Below are 21,347 nucleotides of genomic sequence, written 5' to 3'. Positions count from 1 at the left end.
AAGGTGTTGACGGCTTGCCGGCGGTTTTGATATAAGCCGGCCTCCCCGAAAGCGGGGGGCTTGATTTCCGGGATTTTCCGGGGGTCCTGACGGGGTTTCGGCCTCTGCTCTTTGACAAGTGAAGACGATTAGGAAGGGATGCGCAGGCGGCGTCGGTCCGGTATCGGACTCGTTCGCAAGCTGAGCGCATTCTTGCTAGATTGCGTTAATGCTTTGGACGAGCTCTGTTCCGGTGCCCTTCGGGGTAGTCGGAAGTCAACTTGAGAGTTTGATCCTGGCTCAGAACGAACGCTGGCGGCAGGCTTAACACATGCAAGTCGAACGATGCCTTCGGGCATAGTGGCGCACGGGTGAGTAACACGTGGGAACATACCTTTCGGTGGGGGATAACTCCGGGAAACTGGAGCTAATACCGCATACGCCCTTCGGGGGAAAGATTCATCGCCGAGAGATTGGCCCGCGTCCGATTAGCTAGTTGGTGAGGTAAAGGCTCACCAAGGCGACGATCGGTAGCTGGTCTGAGAGGATGATCAGCCACACTGGGACTGAGACACGGCCCAGACTCCTACGGGAGGCAGCAGTGGGGAATATTGGACAATGGGCGCAAGCCTGATCCAGCCATGCCGCGTGAGTGATGAAGGCCTTAGGGTTGTAAAGCTCTTTCGCACGCGACGATGATGACGGTAGCGTGAGAAGAAGCCCCGGCTAACTTCGTGCCAGCAGCCGCGGTAATACGAAGGGGGCTAGCGTTGTTCGGAATTACTGGGCGTAAAGCGCACGCAGGCGGTTTGGTTAGTCAGAAGTGAAAGCCCCGGGCTCAACCTGGGAACTGCTTTTGATACTGCCAAGCTTGAATCACGGAGAGGGTAGTGGAATTCCGAGTGTAGAGGTGAAATTCGTAGATATTCGGAAGAACACCAGTGGCGAAGGCGACTACCTGGCCGTCGATTGACGCTCATGTGCGAAAGCGTGGGGAGCAAACAGGATTAGATACCCTGGTAGTCCACGCCGTAAACGATGAGTGCTAGATGTTGGGGTGCTTGCACCTCAGTGTCGCAGCTAACGCGTTAAGCACTCCGCCTGGGGAGTACGGCCGCAAGGTTAAAACTCAAAGGAATTGACGGGGGCCCGCACAAGCGGTGGAGCATGTGGTTTAATTCGAAGCAACGCGCAGAACCTTACCAGCCTTTGACATGGGAACTATGGGCCTGAGAGATCGGGTCCTTCACTTCGGGTGGGTTCCACACAGGTGCTGCATGGCTGTCGTCAGCTCGTGTCGTGAGATGTTGGGTTAAGTCCCGCAACGAGCGCAACCCTCATCTTCAGTTGCCATCATTTGGTTGGGCACTCTGAAGAAACTGCCGGTGACAAGCCGGAGGAAGGTGGGGATGACGTCAAGTCCTCATGGCCCTTACGGGCTGGGCTACACACGTGCTACAATGGCGGTGACAGTGGGTCGCTAACTCGCGAGAGTGTGCTAATCCCTAAAAACCGTCTCAGTTCGGATTGTTCTCTGCAACTCGAGAGCATGAAGTCGGAATCGCTAGTAATCGTGGATCAGCATGCCACGGTGAATACGTTCCCGGGCCTTGTACACACCGCCCGTCACACCATGGGAGTTGGTTTTACCCGAAGCCGGTGAGCTAACCGCAAGGAGGCAGCCGACCACGGTAAGGTCAGCGACTGGGGTGAAGTCGTAACAAGGTAGCCGTAGGGGAACCTGCGGCTGGATCACCTCCTTTCAAGGAAGACCTGGATTGCGTTTTCTCCGAAACGCTTCCCGGACTTGCCTTCAAACACGGTCTGGCGCCGTCTCCGCATCCCTTCCTCGATGATGTTTGCAAGACCCAAGATAAACTTGGCCTGTCTTCGACAGGACAAGATGAACTTGGCCTGTCTTCGACAGGCAAGAAAGCTTGGCCTGTCTGCGACAGGACGGGGGCCTGTAGCTCAGCTGGTCAGAGCACACGCTTGATAAGCGTGGGGTCGAAGGTTCAAATCCTTCCGGGCCCACCATGCTTTTCCGGCCTGCGGCGGTGGTGGTTTCCACGGGGCATTCACCACAGAGACACAGAGACACAGAGAAGGCACAGAGAAATAGGAATTTCTCTTGTTGCTCTCTGTGATTTCCTCTGTGCCTCTGTGTCTCTGTGGTTTTCTCACCCTTGCCGCTTTCGGAGCGGGGCCATAGCTCAGTTGGGAGAGCGCTAGCTTTGCAAGCTTGAGGTCGTCGGTTCGATCCCGACTGGCTCCACCAGTTTTCTGGGTATGGGCAGTTTCCGGGTTCCGGGCGACCGAGTGCATCATCGAGTGGAAGAGGATACTTCCTTGTCGTCGACTTCGTGTCGAAGACGTCCCCGATTTTTTGGGGCACGCTCTTTGTCATCGTGAATAGGTTTTTCTGATCTGTGCTGTGTGGTTGCGCGCGCTTTTTTCCAAAGCCCGCGCGGCGCCTGAGCGGGCCCGGCATGCTTCGCATGCATTCGTTATGAATGCCGGCGAAGCCGGCAACGGGCCGGCCGACGGCCAAACCACGCAGTGGTATCGCTGAAGTTCTAAGCGTTCCGATCTTGGGCTTGCCCCTGGTTGGGACGGTATCAAGCGTCATAAGGGCATTTCGTGGATGCCTTGGCACTGAGAGGCGATGAAGGACGTGGCACGCTGCGAAAAGCGTCGGGGAGCTGCGAGCAAGCTTTGATCCGACGATCTCCGAATGGGGAAACCCCACCGTAAGGTGATCCCAAGCTGAATCCATAGGCTTGGGAGGCGAACCCGGGGAACTGAAACATCTAAGTACCCGGAGGAAAGGACATCAACCGAGACTCCGCTAGTAGTGGCGAGCGAACGCGGACCAGCCCAGTGCTGGTGCTTACATAATCCGAACCGTCTGGAAAGTCGGGCCATAGCGGGTGACAGCCCCGTAGGAGTAAACCGAGCATCAGCCTCGAGTAAGGCGGGACACGTGAAATCCTGTCTGAACGTGGGGGGACCACCCTCCAAGGCTAAGTACTCCTCAGTGACCGATAGCGAACAAGTACCGTGAGGGAAAGGTGAAAAGCACCCCGACGAGGGGAGTGAAAGAGATCCTGAAACGGAATGCCTACAAGCAGTCGGAGCCTCCTTGAGGGGTGACGGCGTACCTTTTGTATAATGGGTCAGCGAGTTAGCGTATGCAGCAAGCTTAAGCCGGTAGGTGTAGGCGTAGCGAAAGCGAGTCTGAATAGGGCGCCGAGTTGCATGCGTTAGACCCGAAACCGGGTGATCTAGTCATGGACAGGTTGAAGGTGGGGTAACACCCACTGGAGGACCGAACCCACGCCTGTTGAAAAAGTCGGGGATGATCTGTGACTAGGGGTGAAAGGCCAATCAAACTCGGAAATAGCTGGTTCTCCGCGAAAGCTATTTAGGTAGCGCGTCGGACGAATACCGCCGGGGGTAGAGCACTGGATGGGCTAGGGGGTCCCAAAGACCTACCAAACCTAACCAAACTCCGAATACCGGCGAGTACTATCCGGCAGACAGACGGCGGGTGCTAAGGTCCGTCGTCGAGAGGGAAACAGCCCAGACCGCCAGCTAAGGTCCCCAAATCGTGGCTAAGTGGGAAAGGATGTGGGAAGGCCAAAACAACCAGGAGGTTGGCTTAGAAGCAGCCATCCTTTAAAGAAAGCGTAATAGCTCACTGGTCTAATAGCAGTCCTGCGCCGAAGATGTACCGGGGCTCAAGCCACGTACCGAAGCTGCGGGCTCGAGAAATCGAGCGGTAGCGGAGCGTTCCGTAAGCCTGTGAAGTCGTACGCGTGAGCTGCGATGGAGGTATCGGAAGCGAGAATGCTGACATGAGTAGCGACAAAGAGTGTGAGAAACACTCTCGCCGAAAGTCCAAGGGTTCCTGCGCAAGGCTAATCCGCGCAGGGTGAGCCGGCCCCTAAGGCGAGGCCGAAAGGCGTAGTCGATGGGAACCTGGTTAATATTCCAGGGCCTGCTGGACGTGACGACCTTCGTAAGTTGTATCCTCTTATCGGATTGAGGGTGCAGCGAAGAGGGTCCGGGAAATAACGCCAGCGTATAGACCGTACCCGAAACCGACACAGGTGGACTGGTAGAGCATACCAAGGCGCTTGAGAGAATGGTGTTGAAGGAACTAGGCAAATTGACCCCGTAACTTCGGGATAAGGGGTACCCTCATATGCGCAAGCATTTGGGGGTGGCACAGACCAGGGGGTGGCGACTGTTTACTAAAAACACAGGGCTCTGCGAAGTCTAAAGACGACGTATAGGGTCTGACGCCTGCCCGGTGCCGGAAGGTTAAAAGGAGGGGTGCAAGCTCTGAATTGAAGCCCCGGTAAACGGCGGCCGTAACTATAACGGTCCTAAGGTAGCGAAATTCCTTGTCGGGTAAGTTCCGACCTGCACGAATGGCGTAACGACTTCCCCGCTGTCTCCAACACCAACTCAGCGAAATTGAATTCTCCGTGAAGATGCGGAGTACCCGTGGCTAGACGGAAAGACCCCGTGCACCTTTACTACAGCTTTGCAGTGGTACTAGGGAATGGATGTGTAGGATAGGTGGGAGGCTTTGAAGCATCGGCGCCAGCCGGTGTGGAGCCATCCTTGAAATACCACCCTTCTGTTTCCTGGTATCTAACCGCGCCCCGTGAACCCGGGGCCGGGACCCTGCATGGCGGGTAGTTTGACTGGGGCGGTCGCCTCCCAAAGAGTAACGGAGGCGCGCGATGGTGAGCTCAGGCCGGTCGGAAATCGGTCGCTGAGTGCAATGGCATAAGCTCGCCTGACTGCGAGGCCCACAAGCCGAGCAGAGACGAAAGTCGGTCATAGTGATCCGGTGGTCCCGCGTGGAAGGGCCATCGCTCAACGGATAAAAGGTACGCCGGGGATAACAGGCTGATCTCCCCCAAGAGTCCACATCGACGGGGAGGTTTGGCACCTCGATGTCGGCTCATCACATCCTGGGGCTGGAGCAGGTCCCAAGGGTTCGGCTGTTCGCCGATTAAAGTGGTACGTGAGCTGGGTTTAGAACGTCGTGAGACAGTTCGGTCCCTATCTACCATGGGTGTCGGAAACTTGAGAGGACCTGTCCCTAGTACGAGAGGACCGGGATGGACGCACCTCTGGTGTACCGGTTGTCGCGCCAGCGGCATTGCCGGGTAGCTACGTGCGGACGAGATAACCGCTGAAAGCATCTAAGCGGGAAGCTCCCCTCAAAACCAGGTTTCCCTATCAGAGCCGTGATAGACCATCACGTCGATAGGTGGCATGTGGAAGCGTGGCAACACGTGAAGCTAAGCCATACTAATCGCTCGATCGGCTTGATCCCGCCCCACCCAGCGGCAAGCCCAAGCTGAACGCTTGAACTTCATGTGCCCTCAGGCGCCGGGCGGACTTCTCCGAAGTCCTTGGCTCCCGCGGCGCAAGCCGCGCGGCTGCAGTCGCAGCCGTGTATCAGGTGCGCGATACCAGAAAGATCAGAAAAAAACGTTTCCTTCGACGACCTGGTGGTCATAGCGGGGGACCTACACCCGATCCCATCCCGAACTCGGACGTGAAAGCCCCCAGCGCCAATGGTACTGTGTCTCAAGGCACGGGAGAGTAGGTCGCTGCCAGGTCTTCCAAGGAAANGTCGCAGCCGTGTATCAGGTGCGCGATACCAGAAAGATCAGAAAAAAACGTTTCCTTCGACGACCTGGTGGTCATAGCGGGGGACCTACACCCGATCCCATCCCGAACTCGGACGTGAAAGCCCCCAGCGCCAATGGTACTGTGTCTCAAGGCACGGGAGAGTAGGTCGCTGCCAGGTCTTCCAAGGAAATGCAAAACCTATCCACGATCCAAAAGCGCAGGCCCCAAAAGCCTGCGCTTATACATTTCCGCGGGGTGGAGCAGCCCGGTAGCTCGTCAGGCTCATAACCTGAAGGTCGCAGGTTCAAATCCTGCCCCCGCAACCAAATTAGCCCGCAAGTTCAAACACTTGCGGGCTTTTTGATTCGTGCCGTCACCATCCGGTCGATCCCGTGGTAGCACTGTGGTAGCAAGAGCGCGAAAACCCTTGCGAGGGAGTGCGAAATCCCCTGGCCTTCATCGCAGCCTAGCCCAGTGCTCATCGACCCCCTGCCTGAAGACATCGAGGGCATCGTTTGACGGCAGCGTGGTGATGTCGATCCCGCTGACGTCGAATGGGAAAAAGGCAAGGCTCTGCCGAATCTCCTCGACGGGTTTCATCCGCCCCTCCGACGCGCGAATTGCCGCCTCGGCCATCCAGGCGAGCAACTCGGGATCAGCCAAGCGGATGGGGGGCGATGGCAAGTATGTGCCTTTGGCTCCAGACTCGCGCAGAACTCCCCAGTCGACGAACGTTCGCTGAATGCGCCGAGCCGCCCTGGCGACCGTTTCCCTTTCGCCAAACCGCTCTTTCAGCCGGCGCTGCATCTGGGGCGCCGAGATATTGTCTTGAAGACGAAGAAGGCGTCCGATGGTCTGAGCCACCTCTCCGAAGAAGGGGTAGGCCGCCATGGCACTGGCCCAGTGGATCGCGACATGGTGTTCGGGCGGCAAATGCTGGAGCAGGCGCAGGCCGTGGTCGCGGAACGGCACCAGTTCGGCGGGAACCCGCGCCCAAGTCTTCAGCAGGATGGTGATGGCCTTTTCGCGGTTTCCGCGCTCGGGATTCTGCCCGACCGATAACTGGTCCTGCAGCATGTCCCGTAGCGCCGCGACAATCTCGGCATCGGCTTTGCCGTCTGCGACCATCCGGGCGGTTGCGTCCATCCATTCCAGCTTGATGCGCTGGCTGAACCCGATTTCGGGAGAGGGCGCCAACCTATGCCCTCTCAATCTTCACCAGTGGAACTACGACCTCCTCCAGCGAGGCCCCGCCATGGCCGACGACGCTCTTGCCCGGAGTAATGAAGGCTTCCCTTCCAGTGGCCAGCAGCGGCAGGTAATCCGCCGGAAGGCCAATGGGAGGCCATTCGATTGCTGATGGAAATGTGTCCTTGACCTGCCGGCGCTGGACCTGCGTCGTGTAGGTACGCACTCGCTCCCCGCGTTCTTCGGCGTTCGAGCCTTCGGCTGGACGCCCGATCCCGCTGGCTTCGATATTGCCGTGGTCTGATGTAAGGAAAATAGTGAACCCGCCATTAACCAGTGTCGCGACAAGGCGAGATAGATAGCCGGTCTCCGACCAAAGAGCAACTTGGCTATGCATGCCGCTCATGCCCAATTCCATGCCATGCATGATTCTATCAATCTTATCTACGACCAATCCAAGAACACGGATTTGCGACAATGAAATGAGATCCTCTACTGTGCATAGATCACCGAAATCTCCAAGCCCCTTGCGATACTCAACCTGCCGCCCCGTGAATCCCTGATCGGCCCAGAACTGCGCCCATTGGGATGCCTCCCTGGACGTGGTGCCGATGTGTTTGCCGAACTGCACCGGCGGCTTGCCGGAGAACACGGCCTGCCGACTGACCGAAGTGAGGGTTGGCACCCAGGCGAATACGGCATCGTCCTGGATGACGATGTGGGGCACCTGCGCCGTCAGGCTCGGGCGGAGGATGAGCCACTGGTCCAGCGCCAAGCCATCGACCACGACCAGGGCCACCTTCCCTGCCTTGCCGTCCTCCAGCACCCGCGCCATGGCGCGGGGGACGTGGTGCAGCATGACCGGCGGGGTCGGCGGTTGGCTGTGCAGCCCAGAGTATCGCCTGTCCAGCCAGGCAGCGAACGACCGATCGACCTCTGCCTGCAACGCCCGATACCGCGGTGCCAGCTCGGCTTGCCCTGAGGCATCGAGGCGATGCCACAGCACGGATGCTTCCGCCCAGCGCTGGGCGAAGGACAGCCAGATGCGGTATCGGCAATCCTCGGGGGGTACATCGCCGCTTAGGATCTCCAACAGCTTGGCGAGACGCTCCCCGATGGCTGCTCCGCCACCCCCGGTGATGCCGGCCCGGACCCAGTCGTCCGTGATCGCGTCGGCATGGCCGAACGGGACCGGTGTCAATCCGCCTTCAACAAAGAGCGTGTCGATGGTGACGCGGACGTCGGGGTGGCCGAAGGGAACCTCGGGCAAAAGGGCGGCGACGTCGGCGGGAAGGGGAATGTTGGCCGACCTGTAGAGGAACCCAGGCCAACGATCCTGCAGGAAGGTCAGAAACCGCTGGCGGTCCGAGAAGAGGTCGTCGAGCGGCCAGTCGGCCAGCACAGTCGACGCCTTCAGGCGCTCCACCAGCCAGGCGGCGAGAGCCGCTGGCAGGATGCGGGTACCATAATGCAGGCGTAGAAGTTCCCGGAGAAGGTCGGTGGGCGTCCGCAGTACCTCGGGCACCAGGCCGTACACATGGAGAAGGATGAACTTCTTGGTCTCCGGGTCATTCATCCGGCTCGGCTTCTCTCGTTGCTGAGCCTCGAACAGAGCGGGCAGATCGCCGCGCTCAATGGCCCGGATCACCGGCGCGCTGAGGTTCTGGAACAGCGACGTCAGGCTCGGCTCGACGACGGTCGCCGCCATCAGCAGGTCAAAGGGCACGTCCTCTCGTCGCTCGCCAAAATGGATGACCAGCAGCGGCTGGTCGGCGTGATCGCGGACCGTGGTCTCGAAGGTGAGGCGGAACGCCATTTCGTCGTCGAGTTCGAGCACGTTGTAGCCACGGTCGCGGATGGCCGCCTGGACTGCCTCCTCGGTCAGCAGGCGATCCGGGTCCAGCGCCACCACCAGGGGAGCGACGTCGGGATTCAGGCCCTTGGTGACGGCCTCCACCCAGGTCATGACGGTGACCTCTTCAGACGGGACACAAGCCTGCCGACGATGTCGCTGGCTTGGCGTTGTCGCAAAACCCGGCGATCACGGTCGCCCTCGTCGTCAGTGTCCGCTTCGAACCGAGCAACGGCGACGGGCCCGTCCTTCCGGTACCCTTCTCCAGTCTCATCGTCACAAAAGTGCCGGGCAAGAATACCAAGCGCCTCGCCGATGGTATCGCGGTGTCTTGTGGCCTGGGCATTGAGGAATTGCCCCACGATGGCGTCGATGCCGGCCTCGGCGTGCTCCAGGCAATAGACCAGGTCGTGGGCGTCCTTGCGCTCCGCCCGTTGGTCGAAGGCGAACGCCTTCAGGCAGGTGAAGCTGACCACATCGGCATACTGTACAGTTTCGGTCGCCAGCCCGTTGCCGCCAAGAAGTTCGGCGGTGACCGGCACATCCTCGTGGAGATCGAACACCATGGAGGAGTGCGGGATGTTGATTGCCGAGATGTTTCCTTCCGTCGGCAGCGGCTGAAGGCGGCCGGCGGCGCCATCCGGCGCATCGGCCAGGAATTCGATGACGAGGGTCGTGCGTTCGTCCACCTTCGTCTGCCACCGCCAGCTCAGTTTCTGGCCTTTCTCGTTGGTGGCGCGCTCGAAGTTCATTCTCCGCAGATTGTCTTCGAGCGTGCTGTACGCCTCGGTGTCGGCGAGGATCGACAGATCGACGACGACGTCGATATCGCCGGTACCGGCATGGGGCGGAACCGTTGGGGGGCGCGCGCGCACCAGATAGCGCGGGGCCAGTCCGCCCACCAGATAGATCGAATTCTTGTAGGGCCCGAGACCGCGGAGGAGCGTGACCAGCACCCTTTCACAGGCGTCCGTGACCGGCGAGCTGTATCCGTTCATCGTCGTGGGCTTGATCATCAGACACCTAGCTTTTCATGGCGGAAGTGTTCGGCCATGTCCTTGGACCGTCCGCTCCCCTGTATCAGCAGATCGAGGTAGACCTGCAGGGGATTCGCCACGCGGATCTGGTCGATTTCTTGGAGGTTTCGGAAATCCTCAGGCGTTTTTACCTCATGAAGGCCTAGATTCCAGCCTTCATGGACCGGCCGGGCGTCCATCATTTCAAGCGCGCATTGGAGATCGGCATCGGGCCGCACACGGCAGATGATCTGGGAGATGTTGGTGAGGTATGGCGAATATATCTGGGCCGCCGCCTCGCCGGTCACTGCGTATTCGACGGCATGGGTCTGGCAGGCTTCCGCCACGTACCGCACAAGCTCCTTCCCCGAGGCCGGAACGTAGTAGCGACGGAGCCGAAGCGGCTTCTGCTCCGAGATGTGGCGGACCCAGGCATTGACCATGGCCCGGGCATCGCTGAGCCGCCGGACCTTGGCGGGGCCGCTTCCCTGCGTTTCCATCCATTCGCGACGCTCAAGGTCGGTGAGGGTCTGGGACACGGTCGGTGGCGACACGCCGCTGGCGTCGGCAACCTCCTTGACGCTCAGCCATTCCGCCCGCCGCTCGAAGACGGCCATGAGCACCTGCGCCTTCCGGCCGTAGAAGAGCGACCCGAGCGCGCGGCGTTTGCCCTTGGGCTGGGGGCGGTCGACATACACGAACGCGCCTGGGGCGGGCACATACAGGCTGCCGCTTTTGTCGAAATAGCCGACGCCACGGTCGCGCAACGTCACTCGCGCGCCCGGTGAAATCGCCTCGGCGATCAGGAACGGCTGGATATGGCGCGTTTCCGTCGCGGCGAGGGTCTTCGCCGAAGCCTCCAATTGCCAAACGGCTTCGCGAACGTCGCGCGGGAAAGCCTCCTGCTTGGCCTCGACCACGATCAAGAGCGGCTTGTCGGCGATTTCAACCTCCACTAGGAAGTCGAATCGCGCATTGGGACGGGCCATGACATCGGGCGCGGCCAAGTGCGCCGCCGTGCCGGGCACCTGCCGCAGGGCCGCCACGAAAGCGTCGATCAGCGCATCATCAAATTTGGTGTCCTGGGGCATATTTCCTGTCCAGCAAACATGCGCCTTCTACCACATATTCGGCCTCACGTCGATATTTGCTGTTCAGCAAATATGCCGCCGTCACCCCAGCCGGACCACCAGCAAGGGGTCGAGCGACGGCACCACCTGGCGCATGTCGGCCAGGGTCTGGTGCCAGGTGGCTTGCTCCTGCTCGAAGGCGGCAAGCCGGTGGGCCTTGACCTGTGGCAAACCAATGGCGTCGATGGCTTTCCGGCGCGCGGCGAAGGAATATTCGTTCCTCGCCGCTTCCTTGTCGAGACGGGCGCGATGGGCGGCAAGGAGTTCATCGTAGACCGGCCGGCCGTGCGTCTCCGCCTCGCGGCGCGACCGCCGCATCAGCTCCTCGATATCGGAGTTGTCGACATAGCCCACCACCGATACCTCGTCGGTCAGCAGCCGGTCCCACAGGTGGCGGGCGGTGGGGCCGAGCACGCGGCCATCGTGGTGAACGAACAGCGGGACGATCCGCTGGCGCTTCCAGTCCAGCGCCTGAACCGACACCCGCCATAGCGACCAGACGCCGTGGATGTCCCCGGACATGCCGGGAAGCTGGATGATCGGAATGGGCTGCCCCTCGGCGAATCGCGGCAGGCCCATGGACAGGCCGCGGATGCGTTCGCTTTCGAGGCCGACATGCAGGAGATCCGAGGGTGTCTCGGCGGTTACCGGCGTGAAGGCGACCTTGCTCCAGACCTCGCCTTCGGGCCAGGTCAGCCGCCAGGCCCGGCTGTCGCCGTCGGCGGTGCCGCCCTGGGAGCGCAAATAGCCGACGGTCATCCGCTCCACCCAGTGGGGCAGGGGGTGCTCCATCATCCGCCGCGCTTCGCCTGGATCGATATCCTGGCTGTCGCCCAGAATGGAGGCGGCGCTGCGGCCGGCCTGGGCATCGCCGCGCACCTGATCCACCAGCCCGTCCACCAGCCTGTCGAGCTGATCGGGGGCCAGTACCGCCTCGACATACATGTCGTCGAACAGCCGATCCGCCCGCGACGAATCCAGCACGTCGCCGGCCTTGTCGACGCCGAATTCGTCGAGGATGACGGCGAGCTTTTCCTCCAGCACCTCCTGGACCCGGGCCTCCACCGTGTCCTTGAGGGTGAAGTTCAAGGCGCGGACGGTGTGCTTCTGGCCGATACGATCGACGCGGCCGATGCGCTGTTCCAGCCGGGTCGGGCTCCACGGCATGTCGAAGTTGATGACGACATGGGCGAATTGCAGGTTCAAGCCCTCGCCGCCGGCATCGGTCGAGATCAGCACGCGGGCGCGTTCGGCGAAGGCCCGCTGCACATCCTTGCGCTCGTCCATGTCCATGGAGCCGTTGAGGGTGACGACATCGAAGCCCTGCTGCCCCAGGATGGCGGCGAGCATGGCCTGGGTGGGCACGAACTCGGTGAAGATCAGCACCTTGAGCGACGGGTCGGCCTCTTCCTGCTGAAGCCGGTAGATTGTGTCGAGCAGCGCCTCGGCCTTGACGTCGGAGCCGTTCATCTCGGTGCGCTTGGCCAGATCCAGCAGAGTCTGGATCTCTGCCTTCTCGTTGCGGTTGGCCGAGCGAACCTGAATCAGCGCATCCAGCGCCTCCTGGGCGTCGATGTCGGCGAAATCGTCCTCGTCCATGGGGAACAGCGACAACTGGTCGTCGGGGGCGGCTAGTACCTCCAGCCGGCGTTCCAGGGTGGCGCGGATGGCGGCGGTGGAGGATGTCACCAGCCGCTGCATCAGGATCATCAGGAAGCTGATGTGCCGCTTCTTCTGCTTGAGCGCCTGGTTGTAGCCAAAGCGGACATAATCGGTGACGGCGTCGTAGAGCTGACGCTGCAGTTCGTGGCGGGGTTGCCATTCCACCGGCAGCAACTGGGTGCGGCGCGGGCGAAACAGCGGCTTGCCGTCGCCATCGACGGCGTTGCGCTTCTCTGTGCGGATGACATAGGGCGCCACCCGGTCCCGCGTCACGCTGCCCTCGTTGGGAAACGCCTTGGCGTCCAGCAACGAGATCAGCCGGTGGAAGTTGTCGGTCTTGCCCTGGTGCGGCGTCGCCGATAGCAGCAGCAGATAGGGGGCGGCCTCGGCCAGCCCCTGGCCCAGCCGGAACCGGGCCACTTGATCGGTGCTGCCGCCCAGGCGGTGGGATTCGTCGACGATGACCAGATCCCAGCCCACGGAGATCAGGTCGTTGAAGCGGTCGCGATTGAACTCGGCGACGCGGTCCCGGCTCCAGCCGCGCCGTTTGTCCAGCGGCTTGACCGAGTCCATGGGTACGATGGCCTGATCGAACGCCGCCCAGATATTGTCCTGGCCGGTGATGCGCCGGTAGGCGGGGAAGTCGTTGGGCAGCAGAAGGTGGAAGTCCTCGTCGAAGTGGGTCTTCATCTCGGCCACCCATTGGGTGACCAGGCCCTTGGGCGCCAGCACCAACACCCGCTTCACCCGCCCGCGCAATTTCAGTTCGCGGATGATGAGCCCTGCCTCGATGGTCTTGCCGAGGCCGACTTCATCGGCCAGCAGATAGCGGATGCGGTCATCGGCGACCGCGCGGGACAGCGCCTTGATCTGGTGCGGCAGCGGCACCACCGAGGCGGCGATGGGCGCCAGCAGGGTGTCGTGCTCCACCGCCTCGGACACCCGCGCCGCCGAGGCCAGATAGGTGATGCGGTCGGCATCGGCCGAATTTGGCCGGTCGAGCGGCTCCAGGCTCTCGGCCGCCACCCGAACCACGGCATCCCGTCCGGTCAGCCAGATGCGGCAGAAGGTCTTGCCCCACAGGGTCTCGCTCTCGATGACCCGGCAAACCTGCCGATAGTCCGTGCTCCAGCGCCATGCCCCGGTTTCGACCATTATCCCGTGATCCTGTGGGGGAACCCCCAAACAGATGCTTTCGTCAGATGATTACCCAGCGCCGCAGTTCCGTTCCTTTCAACGGATTGGGATAAGTATCCAGGATCCAATTCACATAGGCGAACTCAGGATCAGCTGGCCTGTAGACCCAATAATCGTACTGGTCGACGCCAGTTTTGCAGAGCCTCAGGATTGCCGGACGAGGGAGCTCCGCATCGCTTACCTCGACCGTCCAATTGTGATCGTGCTGGACTACCGGGCGGACTTCGGGGGCGGCTCCATTCTTACAATCCGTCAACGTGAAAGTCGGGAGCGGTCCGTAGACGTTAACGCAAAAATAGTGTGCCCAAACGCTCATGGGTGGCTGGAACTGCGAAACGCGGTTGCCACCCTGTTCCAGATTGAGGTCGATAATCAGTTCGTTCCGAAGCATTGATTTCCCCCGAGCAAAGCCAAGAACGATCAAAGATCACAGCGCTACTGCTGCGTCAACAGGGGCGTCGGTCGATGCCAAAACCTGATGAGTTCAGTCATCCCCCAGGCGCGTCAGCGCCATGTCGTACCACATGAGCAATTGCTGATCTTCCTGGATGACCTCCTCGGGGATCTTGGCTGCCATGGCCTTGATGGTGGCGTAGTCCTTCTGGCCCCAGGCCCGCTTGAAACCGGCACGGATTACCTCGTGCCGCGGCTGCTTGATGCGCACCCTGGAGGCCAGCATTTCGTCGAACTCGCGCAGCAACTGCTTTTCGCGCTTGGCCTCCAGATCCTGGAGCTTGTTGGGATCGGGAACGTACCAGCGATCCTTGGCCTTGGCCCGGAGTTCCGGAGCGTCCTTGGCCAAATTGCGGTAGTCCTTGTAGTTGGACGAAAGATAGGCGTGGATCTGGCTCGGCACATCACCGGTGCCGTCGTAATGCAGGAAGTTCTGGTCGAGGATGTCGGCCAGTTCGACGGGCTTGTCGTGGCGGGCCCAGCCAACGGATAGCTTCATGAATTCCGGCTGGATGTTAGCATAGGAGCGCGGTCGGTGACCAAGCTCCTGGCGCAGCCACTGAATGGTGTTGGCCTCGCTGTCGGGGAACATCTCCAGATGCCGGACCTGCTCGGTCTTGGCTCGCTTCTTCTGGTATTCGTCCTCCTGCGAGGCCAGGAAATACATGCCATCATGCTTGCGGAACCGGCTCTCCAGCCCGGCATAAAATTCGGCGACCGAGAGCGGGACGGAGATATTCCGTTGCAGATGGAACGCAACCATTCGATCAAATAGGCGGTGGTCCAGGCGCTCGGCTAGCACGTCGACCTGCCCTTCGACGGAGGAGACGAAGACGGGAAGTTGGGCCAAGTGGGCGTCGACAAATTCCCAGACACCGTCCTTGGTACCAGCCTTGATGACGAACGACCGCTCGAAGCGACCGCAAGGCTTATAAGCGGAAATTACCAGATCCTGTTTGACGGCGGTGCTGGTGAGTTGGCGATACGATCCTTGTTTCTTGTCGAGCATGCGGACATCGGCAATAACGAATCCGACCGAAAGCAGTGCCTCCTGGATGGCGTTCCAGACCGCATTCTGAGAATTATGAAATACAACCGTCATCCATCGCGCCGGCTTCAGTGCGCGATAATATTCTAAAAAACATTCCCGCATAAGCGACTGATATTCGTGCAGTGATTTTTTCTTATGTTTATCAACAATCACTTCAGATGAGGATTTTGTCCAAATCTTGTGCCAGGACTCAACGAGGTAGTTAAGATCCGCATAGAAAATGTTCTCGCCGAATGGCGGATCGGTAAAAATGTAATCAATGCTCGCGTCTTGCAGGCCGAGGCTGGCGGCCGTTCCGCAGCGAATAATGGAGTTCTCTCCTCTAAAAAGACCTTCTCTGAAGGCCTTAACAAGACGGTCAAGCTTTCCGTCTAGAATATACCATGGTGATACATCTACAATCTGAGAGCCAATGTAATATACCCCGCTCAGGTACTGATTGACCTGGGAGAAATGTGTTGGGGTATATCGCGCAAGGACTGACATGCCCCAGATTGCTTGTTCGATAAAATAGATGATCGCATTCCGAAGCCGTGTGTCCTCAATAGCCTGGGCCTTGGCCCAAGCGCGGGAAAGTGCGTGGGTGGCCCGAGGCAGAAAAAAGTGATGGGCACGCGTGAAACCCTTCGGAGAAATCCGGGAGCCGTGCGACATAGTTTCGATCGGGAAAACCGTATCGGGAACGTAGCCCGGGAACGGAAGCGCGGTGATTTTTTCAAGAATGGCGAAGTCGGCCGCGTCAGGCGCCTTCTCGTATCGCGTTTTGCCAATCGAATAGACAACAATTACCGGGCGCAACGTGATGCGTTGCCAAATTGAGCCGTCTGCAGGATCAATGCCGGTGGTGAAGCGGCGTGCCAGCCGGTCCTTATTCATCTCTACGCCACAGTGTGGGCAAGGGAATGTGTCCCTTGTCCTCTTTGTTTCAATGTCTAAAGCTTCATTGACAAAGACAATCTCACCAGCACAATCAGGGCATGAAAAAACTTCACTCCATACAGTGTACTCAATCTGTGCTTTTGTTTTCCCGTCAGAATGGAGCGTTTCATACATCCAGCCGATTTCCGCCTTCATCTCCTTTAAGATACGTTTGCTCTCGCGCTGAAACGCCTTCACATCAAACGGGATGTTGTAATTGGCTGCGATGAAGCTGGCGGCAGGCGACAGATCGTTGAGGACGACCGTGCGCGCCCCCCAGGTGGGTGGCGCCAAGCCGTTGCGCTTGAAATCGCTTTCGATTTTTCGCCTCAATTCAGAGTCGGCCGCGCCACACATCTGCGCGGCGACACCGGTCATACCCGAGCCGCAGAATCCATCCAGGACCAGATCCCCCGGCTTCGTATAGTGAAGGATGGCGGGCATGATTGCCTTGTGCGGCACCTTGGTGTGGTAGGCGTGCGCGGTGTAAAGGGCGTCGGTTTTTCCCTCGCTCACGTCGATGGCGAAGGGCTCCCGCGTGTAGGAGTCGGTTTCGGGGTCATAGGGCGTGCCGACGTGGCGGACAAAATCGGCCAGGAACGGGTTTGGGCAGGCGGTGTAATAGGGCGGGTCCGACAGGCGCAGGATGTCCTCGTCCTTGCCGAGCGGGAAGCCCGGCTGCTGGAGGAATTCTGGGTCCTTTAGTTTCTCGCGCAGCAGGCCGAGATAGTGCTCGCGGCGGGCCTGGTCAGACGGAAAGGTGTGGCCCAGGCATTCCACCGGCTGCGCCTTTTTCTTCGCCAATTGCTCCTCGTAGGAGGCATCCAGCAGATCCGGCTGTGCGGGCGTGAAAAGGTGGCCGGTGGTGTCCTTGGTGGTCATGACGCAAAAATTCCTCTGGCCAACATTATTCGATCACCACGCGGACCTTGCTCTTCTCCATGCCCTTGGTGGCATCGTCAAGCAGGGTCTTGAAGCGCGCATTCAGGTCGTCGATGCCGGTGGGCGAGCCGCCCTTCAGCAGCGCGTCGCGAATCTGGTCGCTGGTCAGGACGACCTTCTGCAGGCCCTTCAGCGCCTCGGAGATGGCGGCGACAAAGGCTTGGTCGACCGGGTCGGGAAGAATGGTCTCCTCGATAAAATCGTGCACCAATGACCGCTGGTCGAGTGGCAGCAGATCCAGGGATTCCGTGACGGTCGGGTCCTTCAGGTTCCAATAGAGGTTCTGGGTCCAGCCGGCGAGGATGGCGTCCAGGCGGTCGTCGAACTGGGTCAGCCGTTGCGAGGCCGAGACATCGACCTTCTCGTTGTCGGGGCGGAAACCGCAATGGGGGCAGATGGGCGTCGCCGCCAGATCGGCCTCGGTCAGCTTTGAGCATTCCTTCAATGCACCCAGGTCGCGCTGAAATTCGGTCAGCTCGCTCCGGTTCAGGATGTCGATGTTGACCAGGGTGCGCAGCGTGTCCAGCCGGTCGTCACGGATGATGCGCGACCGCTTGCTCTCGTCGCTGGGCCCAAGCCGGGCGCGGGTGTGCAGGTCGCCATAGGCCTTGATGTAGTCGCGCTGCAACTGGCCGATGCGGTCCTTCACCGACTTGACGAATCCTGCCTCGGTCCGCTTCTTCTCGTCCTTCAGCTCGGCCGTCACCTCGCCGCGCAGCCTGGCCACGGCCTGGGCCCAGGGGTGGTCGGCGGGCAGCACCATCTCGGCTTCCGACAGATAGGCCACCGCCGGAGTCAGGTCGCGCACCAGATCCACCAGTTGCTCGGCCTGGGCCAGGACGGCCAGCGCCTGGGCGTGGTCTTTCACTGCGGCTTCGTCATCCTTGAAGTTCTTCAGCTTGCCGGGGCTGTTGAACGCCTGCAGGCCTTCCAGGAACTTCTTGGCGCCGTCCAGTTGGGCGGTGATGCGGTCCCGCTCGCCGCCATCGACGATCTGGGTCTTCCAGAACGACAGGCCGTTCGCCACCTGATGGCGGATCTCGACCAGCCGCTTCACCGACAAGGTGACCTTTTCCTGAAGCTGGCGGACCGGCCCTTCGTCGCCCTGAGCCACGTTGTTGGCCAGCCCTGCCCCCAGTCCCAGCAGATCGAACAGCGCCTTGATGGCCGGCAGGTTCAGGTCCTTGGGCTGCTCAATGTGCTTCCATTGCAGCGCGTCATCGAGCGGTGTCGCCGCCAGGACGTTCAGCTTGGTGGCGTCGATCTTCTCGCCCGGAATGTTGAGCACGATATGGCCGCCGTTGACCAGGCCGGCGAAGACCACCAGCAGCCATTCGGGTTCGAGGCGGTAGGTTTTCGGCGCGAAATACTCGACGCCGCCCGCGTCTTCGATCAGCTCCGAGCGGTTGACCACATGGCCCTGGCCCTTGGCCTTCAATTTGGCCAGGACGTGGTTGGCATAGCGCGACCGCGTCGGCTCCACCTTGGAGCCGTCCAACAGCTCCAACGCCTCGAGGACGGCATTGGCCACCTGGGTGCGGGTGCCGCCCGCCAAGGCGCGAAGGGCGTCCTGCACGGCGCCGCGGCGGGTATCGCCCGTCATCAGGCGGGTGAAGGTGGGGTATTCGGGCGCCTGCTCTTCGAACCACTTGGACAGGCAGATTGAGCCCACCAGCATGATGATCTGGCGGAAGTCGGCGGTCTCGTTGCCGCTGAGGCCCAGGCGGTCGCGGATCGAGGCGCCCTTCAGCCATTCCAGGATGGGCTTGGTCTTGCCCTGGTGGGTGACCGAGAAGCTGCGGGTGGCGTGCTCGCGGAACCACGCCACCATGTCCTTCAGATAGAGGCGGGCCTTGGCCTCGTAAATGTCCTTGGCCTGGCCGGACGACGTGTTGGCCAGCTCGTTGGCGCCGGCATAGCCGCGCAGCGCCTTGGTGAACGCCTCGTCCCGCTCGGCGAGACGCAGAATCACCTCGTCGGCCTGCTGCAGATCCTTGAACGGCGGCGGCTCGAACGGCTGGACGAAATAGACGTAGAAGTCGCGGGTGGGGATGGCGGTGGCGCGTTCGTTCGGCGTGCCGAAGAACAGGTAGCCCTGGCGGGTGGCCAGGCGTTCGCGCCATTCCAGCTCCTGCTGCCACAGGTGGAAGCCCGGCACCTTGGTGGGGGTGTCGGTCAGTTCCATGGCCTGCTTGAGGGCGCTGAAGTAATGGCGGTCGAGCAGATCGTCACTTAAAGATTCGGCTCGCTTGTCGATCAGGGCGTCGTAATCGTCGGTCTTCTGCAGATCCAGGTAGACCTGCCGGTTTTCCTTGTTGATGGTGAGGAACTGGCCGGAGACGGTCTTATGCATCTCGCGGATGGCGGCCTCGACCTGGGTTAGCAGATCCTCGGCGGGATCGCCGCCCATGGCCTCGATGCCCGGCTGGAACAGGCACAGGCCGTCGCGCAGTTCGTCCGGCGTCGCCCCCAGCGGGCGATAGATGTCGCCGGTGGTCAGGCGGTGAACCGACAGCGCGTGAATGATGCGCTTGGCCAGCGGCCGGTACTGCGGGCGGGTGAAAGCCTTGTCGATGCGATCCTCAAGGGTGGTCGAGCAGGTGATGACGTCCTTGATCTTGGGATCGGCCTTCAGCGAGGCGTCGGTGGACAGGGTCGCCCAATACTGGTCATAGGCCAGCAGGCCCGGATTATCGGTGGGCACGTCGTCGGCCAGCATGTGGCGCATGGACACCGACAGCGTTTTCAGCACTTCGCGCTTCTCGGCCACGGCCACCCGCTCGAAGGTGGAGAAGTAATCCGGGTGGACCGGGAACAGGCGGACGAACTCGTCCATCTCCTCGTTCATCCGGCCGTAGAACTTGGAGAATCGCGCCAGATGCTGGCGGATCTTGGACTGCTGGTCGGCCGTTTTTTGCAGCAGGCGTTCGGCGACCACGTATTTAATGTCGCGGGACGCGATCAGGATCTGCTCGAACCGGGCCTGGACGCGGCGCAGGCTGTCGGCCACATGGGCGAAGCGCTGGCTGTCGAAAATGGCTTCCTGGACACCGGCGACGAAGCGGAAGCGCAGATCCTTGCAGACCTCGCCGACTTCGCGCAGGAAGCCCAGGTCGAGGATGAGTTCCAGATCCTTGCGGCTGCGCAGGTAGTCCAGCAGCTCGTCGACCACCATGAGGAGCCCGTGGTCCGGGTATTCCTCGTTGAACGCCCGCATCATCTCCTCGAAGGCGCCCTTGTGGTTGGTCAGCTTCTCCGGCGGCGGGAAGGTGTAGGTGACGCCCAGATCGGCAAGGTGGCCTTCCAATTCCTGAACGATGATGTCGCGCAGCGACATCTTGGTGGAGCCGATCTCCGTGCGGACGACCTTGAACCTGCCGGCGACGGCTCCGGCCGCCGCCCGCACAGGCTCGTTGCGGATGCAGGGGAGCAGGTCCGCGTTCTCGGCCAGGGAGGAGACCACGGCCATCAAGTGCGACTTACCTGTGCCGTAGTTGCCGACCACCAGCAGGCCCTTGTTGTCCGACGGATTCTCGAACTGGAGGTTGGGGAAGATGACGGCTTTCAGCCGGTCGGCCATCTCCTCGGAGATGACGAAGGTTTCCACCAGCGACTTGGCCTTGTCGGCCTTGTCCGCGTGTCGGAGTTCAATGACCGTCTCAATCGGGTCGAACTGGACCAAATCACCGTACTTCATGCCTCAAACGCTCCCCCAACATCGGACGGCCGGCCCAGCGTTCCCCCTGATCGACCGTAATTACCTTGATATCCTCAATGGCGTGGCTTTGATACTCTGGATGCCATTCCTCGGCATGCCGCAGCTTCCCGTCCTTCGCCGTTCCCGACCATGTCGCCACCACGGTCTTGTTCCGCGATAGGCTTTTCAGCAGGGCCAAGGCGTCGAGCCGCAATGACGGGCTGAACAGGATGTCGGTGTGGTCGAACAGGACGATGTCCGCAGGACCGCCATCGATGATGTCGCCCACCACCTTGTGGGCCTTCAACTGACGCTGGCGGTGCGGAACCTCCAGCAGTGCCGACGACAGTTCCGCGTTCAGGTTGAGTACCGGGCGGTCAAGATGGGCGGCAACCGCCTCGATGCACTGGCTGGTTTCCGCAGGAACACGGCCGACGAGCAGCAGCAGCCGGTGATACGTCCCGGCTACATCCGTGATTTCCTGAAGAACGACGCCGATATCCTGCATGGTCCACCCGTTTGCTCCGCCACTGTCTCGCCCTCGGACGGAGATTTATTGCACGCGATGTGTGTGCTGATCTCCATAGCATACCCTCGTCGCTGT

General features: G+C 60.7%; 9 protein-coding genes, 3 tRNA genes and 4 rRNA genes. 7 read left to right on the top strand and 9 right to left on the bottom strand.

Features of this window, described 5'->3' with window-relative positions:
• Positions 1-256 precede the first annotated feature (256 nt).
• From MTBUT4_RS03535 to MTBUT4_RS03505, 7 genes are all read left to right on the top strand, one after another.
• Positions 257-1,742 (top strand): 16S ribosomal RNA (locus MTBUT4_RS03535).
• A 197-nt stretch (positions 1,743-1,939) separates the two neighbouring features.
• Positions 1,940-2,016: transfer RNA gene (locus tag MTBUT4_RS03530), tRNA-Ile, on the top strand.
• Positions 2,017-2,181: 165 nt separating this feature from the next.
• Positions 2,182-2,257: transfer RNA gene (locus MTBUT4_RS03525), tRNA-Ala, on the top strand.
• 338 nt (positions 2,258-2,595) lie between these two features.
• Positions 2,596-5,335, top strand: a 23S ribosomal RNA gene (locus tag MTBUT4_RS03520).
• 174 nt (positions 5,336-5,509) lie between these two features.
• A 5S ribosomal RNA gene (gene rrf, locus MTBUT4_RS03515) occupies positions 5,510-5,624 on the top strand.
• Between the two features lie 76 nt (positions 5,625-5,700).
• Positions 5,701-5,815: ribosomal RNA gene (gene rrf / locus MTBUT4_RS03510) — 5S ribosomal RNA — on the top strand.
• Together the 16S, 23S and 5S rRNA genes with 3 tRNA genes alongside form the textbook arrangement of a ribosomal RNA operon.
• Positions 5,816-5,886: 71 nt before the next feature.
• Positions 5,887-5,963 (top strand) — tRNA-Met (locus MTBUT4_RS03505).
• Between the two features lie 130 nt (positions 5,964-6,093).
• Here the strand turns inward: MTBUT4_RS03505 and MTBUT4_RS03500 are convergent.
• The 9 genes from MTBUT4_RS03500 to brxF form a co-directional block, all read right to left on the bottom strand.
• Positions 6,094-6,834 carry a hypothetical protein gene (locus MTBUT4_RS03500; RefSeq protein ID WP_173978278.1) on the bottom strand — a complete coding sequence of 247 codons (741 nt, stop codon included), beginning with the start codon at positions 6,832-6,834 and terminating at the stop codon, positions 6,094-6,096.
• Position 6,835: 1 nt separating this feature from the next.
• Positions 6,836-8,791 (bottom strand): BREX-3 system phosphatase PglZ, encoded by a 1,956-nt coding sequence (pglZ, locus tag MTBUT4_RS03495; RefSeq protein WP_173978277.1) that lies wholly within the window; start codon positions 8,789-8,791, stop codon positions 6,836-6,838.
• A complete protein-coding gene (locus tag MTBUT4_RS03490) occupies positions 8,788-9,693 on the bottom strand; it encodes an antitoxin (protein ID WP_173978276.1) in 906 nt (301 codons plus the stop codon). The genes pglZ and MTBUT4_RS03490 overlap by 4 nt, the downstream gene beginning before the upstream one ends.
• Positions 9,693-10,784, bottom strand: a complete 1,092-nt coding sequence (locus MTBUT4_RS03485; RefSeq protein WP_173978275.1) for a type IV toxin-antitoxin system AbiEi family antitoxin — start codon at positions 10,782-10,784, stop codon at positions 9,693-9,695. The genes MTBUT4_RS03490 and MTBUT4_RS03485 overlap by 1 nt, the downstream gene beginning before the upstream one ends.
• Before the next feature lie 81 nt (positions 10,785-10,865).
• A complete protein-coding gene (locus MTBUT4_RS03480) occupies positions 10,866-13,640 on the bottom strand; it encodes a DEAD/DEAH box helicase (protein ID WP_173978274.1) in 2,775 nt (924 codons plus the stop codon).
• A 43-nt stretch (positions 13,641-13,683) separates the two neighbouring features.
• Positions 13,684-14,073: a hypothetical protein gene (locus tag MTBUT4_RS03475; protein ID WP_173978273.1), complete on the bottom strand. Its 390-nt coding sequence runs from the start codon at positions 14,071-14,073 to the stop codon at positions 13,684-13,686.
• 93 nt (positions 14,074-14,166) lie between these two features.
• Positions 14,167-16,986: a DNA methyltransferase gene (locus MTBUT4_RS03470; RefSeq protein WP_173978272.1), complete on the bottom strand. Its 2,820-nt coding sequence runs from the start codon at positions 16,984-16,986 to the stop codon at positions 14,167-14,169.
• A gap of 25 nt (positions 16,987-17,011) precedes the next feature.
• Positions 17,012-20,743 carry a DUF6079 family protein gene (locus MTBUT4_RS03465; protein WP_173978271.1) on the bottom strand — a complete coding sequence of 1,244 codons (3,732 nt, stop codon included), beginning with the start codon at positions 20,741-20,743 and terminating at the stop codon, positions 17,012-17,014.
• Positions 20,730-21,251 carry a BREX-3 system P-loop-containing protein BrxF gene (brxF, locus tag MTBUT4_RS03460; protein WP_173978270.1) on the bottom strand — a complete coding sequence of 174 codons (522 nt, stop codon included), beginning with the start codon at positions 21,249-21,251 and terminating at the stop codon, positions 20,730-20,732. The genes MTBUT4_RS03465 and brxF overlap by 14 nt, the downstream gene beginning before the upstream one ends.
• Between the last annotated feature and the right edge of the window lie 96 nt (positions 21,252-21,347).

It is taken from the genome of Magnetospirillum sp. UT-4 (genome assembly GCF_902729435.1).
In the GTDB taxonomy this organism is placed as follows: Bacteria; Pseudomonadota; Alphaproteobacteria; order Rhodospirillales; family Magnetospirillaceae; genus Magnetospirillum.
This window is presented reverse-complemented; position numbering and strand designations above follow the sequence as displayed.